A 4,247-nucleotide genomic window follows, 5' to 3' on the forward strand; every position below is an offset into this window, starting at 1 on the left:
TGTTCGGGGGACGCCACGGCGGGCGTGTCGTGCGCCGCCGGCGCCTGGGCCAGCCGCCGCTCGATCGCGACCTCCGCCGTCGGCTCGCCGCCCAAGGGATCGTAGGCCAGCAGCGACCAGCCGATGGCGATCACGACCGGGGCCAGCGTCGCGGCGGCGATGAGCTTCATCGGCTCGACGCGGCGACCGAACCGAGGCGCGGCGCGCGGACGGCGCCCGCGCATCGGTCGTTCGAGATCCTCGTGCGTCACGTCAGCCCTGCGCGGATGGCGCGCTCTCCCGTCGATGGATCGTCAGTGCGGCGCCCGGAGCATAACGGATTCGCGAGGCGGCCGCCGAGAGACTTTCGCCTCCGGCGGCCGCGGATCGTCGTGTCGAACGCCCTCGAAGGGCGCGCGGCTCAGTTGGCGCTGGACGACTTGCCCGAGGGCGGGAAGTTGGCGTTGCTCTGGATGCCGCGCAGCAGGTCGAGCGCGTAGTTGAGCTGCTTGTCGTCCTTCTTGTCGGCCGGAACATAGGCCGAGGAGCCCGAGGCCTCGTCGTCGCCGTTCTTCAGGTGGCCCTTCAGCCCGGCTTCGCCCTTGGTCTCGTCCTTGCCCTTCACGTCCTCCGGAATCTCCTGGACGCTCTCGATGTCGGGCACGATGCCCTTGGCCTGGATCGACTTGCCGGACGGCGTGTAATAGCGCGCCGTGGTGAGCCGGATGGCGCCGTTGCCGCCGAGCGGGATGATGGTCTGGACCGAGCCCTTGCCGAAGGACCGGGTGCCGAGCACGGTGGCGCGGCGGTGGTCCTGCAGCGCGCCGGCCACGATCTCCGAGGCCGAGGCCGAGCCGCCGTTCACCAGCACGATGATCGGCTTGCCCTTGGCGAGATCGCCGGGGCGGGCGTTGAAGCGCTGGGACTCGTCCGGATTGCGGCCGCGGGTGGAGACGATCTCGCCCCGCTCCAGGAAGGCGTCGGAGACCGCGATCGCCTGATCGAGCAGGCCGCCCGGATTGTTGCGCAGGTCGAGCACGTAGCCCTTGAGCTTGGACTTGTCGATCTTCTGGTCGAAATCGTCGAGCGACTTCTTCAGCCCCTCGAAGGTCTGCTGGTTGAACTGGCTGACGCGGATGTAGCCGATGTCCTCGCCCTCCACGTTCGAGCGCACCGAGCGGATGCGGATGATGTCGCGCACGATCTTGATCTTGACCGGGTCGGCCGCGCCCTCGCGGCTCACCGTCAGCTCGATCGGCGTGTTCACCGGCCCGCGCATCTTCTCCACCGCCTGGTTGAGGCTGAGGCCGGAGATCGACTGGCCGTCGAGATGGGTGATGATGTCCTTGGCGCGCACGCCCGCGCGGGCGGCCGGGGTGTCGTCGATAGCGCCTTCGACGCGGACCTGATTCTCGAACATCTGCACTTCGATGCCGAGGCCGCCGAACTCGCCGGAGGTCTGGGTCTGCATCTCCTTGAACGCCTTGGCGTCCATGAAGCTCGAATGGGGATCGAGGCCCGAGAGCATGCCGTTGACGGCCGACTCGATCAGCTTCGAATCCTCGGGCTTCTCCACGTAGTCGGCGCGCACGCGCTCGAACACGTCGCCGAACAGGTTGAGCTGACGGTAGGTGTCGGCGTTGCCGGCCGCTTCCGCCGGGGCGCCGAAGAAGGCCCTCGGCTGCAGCGCCATGCCGGCGGCCGAAGCGCCGAACACCGCGCCCACCAGAACCAGGGAAACCTTACGCATCATCCGCCCACCTTCTCGCCAGGGGCGCCGGCCCACCAAGGCGATGGGTCTATAGCGCCGCCGTTCTTGCGGAACTCGACGTAGAGGACGGGCCGGGATGCGCCGGCGGCCTGCTCTGCGCCCGACGGATCGCCGCTCATCGTGGCGACGGGCTCTCCCGCCAGCACGAATTGCTTGAGGCCGACGGTGATCCGATCCATTCCCGCAAGAAGGACATGATAGCCACCGCCCGCGTCCAGGATCAAGAGTTGGCCGTACGATCGAAACGGCCCGGCGTAGACCACCCAGCCGTCGCACGGGGCGCTGACGGGCGCGCCGGCCCGGGTCCCGATCGACACGCCCTTGGACGCGCCGGCCGGACCGTTCGGCCGCCCGAAGGACACGAGCCGCGGCCCCGCCGCCGGAAACGGCAGCTTGCCCCGCGCCTGCTCGAACGGCACGGCGGGCGCGAGCCGGGTCGCCGATTCGAGCGCCGCCAGATCGCCGCGGCGACGGGCGTCCTCCGCGGCCTTCTCGGCCGCCTCGCGGGTCTCGGCGATCTCCCGCTCCACACGGCCGACCAGCGCCTCAAGATCCCGCACCTCGCGGCCGATCTCCTCGGAGCGGCCGGCCTCGGCGGTAAGATCCTGCTGCCGCTGGCCGAGCTGGCGCTGGCGCTCCTCCATCAGGGCGGCGACGCGGGCGCGCTCCTCGCCAAGCCGGGCGATCTCGCCCGCAAGCGCGTCGCGCTCGCCCGTCATCAGGGTCTTCAGCCGCTCCATCTCGCGCAGATCGGAGGCGAGCTCCTCGGCCTCCGCGCGCATGTCCGGCACCACGGCGCCGAGCAGGATGGCGGAGCGCACCGCCTCCAGCGCGTCGCGCGGGCGCACCAGAAGCGCCGGCGGCGGCTTGCGCCCCATGCGCTGCAGCGTGGCGATCACCTCCGCCAGCACGCCCCGGCGGGCCTCCAGCGAGGCCTTGAGCTGCCGCTCCGATTCGCCGAGCTCCGACAGGCGCGTCTCGCGCTGCTGCACCTGCGGCTCGCGCTCCCGGATGGCGGCGGCGGACGCCACCAGCGCCTCCTGCAGCTTGCCGCGCTCGCCGCGCATGGCCTCAATTTCGGCGGCGATGCGCTGACGGGCCTCGTCGGACAGGCGCAGCTTCTCCCGCGCCTCGTCCAGCGCACGGCGCTGGCCGGCGGCGGGGTCCGCCTCGGACGCGGGCTCCGGCGTGGATTGGGCGCGCGCGGGCGCAGGCGCGAACGCGCAGGCGGCAAGGACGAGAGCGAACAGGCGGCGCGTCATGCGATCGATTGAGGGCGCGGTTCGTTAAGGTTTCGTCAACCACGACGCACGGTCGCGGTCAGACCCGATGATAGGGGTGTCCGGCCAGGATCGTCGACGCCCGATAGAGCTGTTCGGCCAGCAGCACGCGCACGATCTGGTGCGGCCATGTCATGGCGCCGAAGGCGAGCCGGGCGGCGGCGCGGGCGAGGAAGTCCGGCGCCAGCCCGTCGGCGCCGCCGATGACGAAGGCCACGCCCGCCGCGCCGTCGTCGCGGCGGCGGCCGAGATCGGCGGCGAAGGCCTCGCTCGAGGGCGACCGTCCGCCCTCGTCCAGCGCGTAGATCAGGAGTTTGGGGTCGAGCGCCGCCACGAGCGCGGCCGCCTCGTCCCGCTTGCGGTCGTCGGGGCGGCGCGCGCGGCTTTCATCGAGCTCGATCACCTCGGGCGCGCCGAGCGCCACGCCCCGGCCCATCTGGCCGGCGCGCTCCAGATAGCGCGCCACGAGCTCGCGCTCCGGCCCGGCCTTGAGACGGCCCACGGCCGCGACGACGACGCGCATGAGGTCAGAGGCGAGCGGTCAGGAGACCGCGCCCTCCACCGGCCGGCCTTCGGACCACATCTTCTCGAGGTTGTAGAAGGCGCGCACCTCGGGGCGGAACAGGTGGACGATCACGTCGCCCACGTCGATCAGCACCCAGTCGCAATGGGGCAAGCCCTCGACCACGGCCTTGCCGAAGCCCTTGGTCTTCAGCTCCTCCACCAGCTTGTCGGCGATGGCGCCCACATGCCGGTTCGAACGGCCGGTGGCGATCACCATCTCGTCGGCCAACGCGGACTTGCCGCGCAGGTCGATGACCACGGTGTCTTCCGCCTTGTTGTCGTCAAGCAGGTCGAGGATCAGATGAAGCAGCGCCGGGTTCGCCTCAGCGGGCGATCCGACGCCGATGTGAGCCGCCGTCACGGGCGTCTCCTTCAGCGCTATGGTGGACAGGGGTTTTTCCTTCCCGTCTGCCGTCCTCTCGAGGCCGGAGACATCTCCGACCGTTCGATATTAATGGTTTCGGCGGGGTTTTTTCAACCGGAACCGCGTCCTGGCGGCGTTTCAGGCCGTCACGTTCGTGAAACGGCGGCGCGCAAGGCTGTGGACGACAGGCCCGAGCGGCGGTCGTGCAGCAGGATCCAGGCCGGAGGACGGGCGTCCGCGAGCCGCGGCGCGGCGCGTTCGGGCAGCCGCGCGCGGGCGAGTCGCCCCG

General features: G+C 70.9%; 4 protein-coding genes. All 4 read right to left on the minus strand.

Annotated elements, in window-relative coordinates; all coding sequences use genetic code 11:
• Window positions 1-400: 400 nt before the first annotated feature.
• From ACFQ4O_RS15600 to rsfS, 4 genes are read right to left on the minus strand one after another with little or no spacing between them, the layout of a single operon-like run.
• Window positions 401-1,729, minus strand: coding sequence for a S41 family peptidase (locus ACFQ4O_RS15600; RefSeq protein ID WP_449289003.1), 1,329 nt, complete (start codon window positions 1,727-1,729; stop codon window positions 401-403).
• On the minus strand, window positions 1,729-3,012 hold the full coding sequence (locus tag ACFQ4O_RS15605; RefSeq protein ID WP_378776968.1) for a murein hydrolase activator EnvC family protein: 1,284 nt from the start codon (window positions 3,010-3,012) through the stop codon (window positions 1,729-1,731). The genes ACFQ4O_RS15600 and ACFQ4O_RS15605 overlap by 1 nt, the downstream gene beginning before the upstream one ends.
• 58 nt (window positions 3,013-3,070) lie before the next feature.
• Entirely contained in the window at window positions 3,071-3,553 is a 483-nt protein-coding gene (gene rlmH / locus ACFQ4O_RS15610; protein ID WP_378776970.1) for a 23S rRNA (pseudouridine(1915)-N(3))-methyltransferase RlmH, read from the minus strand.
• Between the two features lie 18 nt (window positions 3,554-3,571).
• Window positions 3,572-3,955: a ribosome silencing factor gene (gene rsfS, locus ACFQ4O_RS15615; RefSeq protein WP_378776972.1), complete on the minus strand. Its 384-nt coding sequence runs from the start codon at window positions 3,953-3,955 to the stop codon at window positions 3,572-3,574.
• Window positions 3,956-4,247 lie beyond the last annotated feature (292 nt).

Origin of the sequence: Methylopila musalis, assembly GCF_042679725.1 — a bacterium.
Taxonomy (GTDB): Bacteria; Pseudomonadota; Alphaproteobacteria; order Rhizobiales; family Methylopilaceae; genus Methylopila; species Methylopila musalis.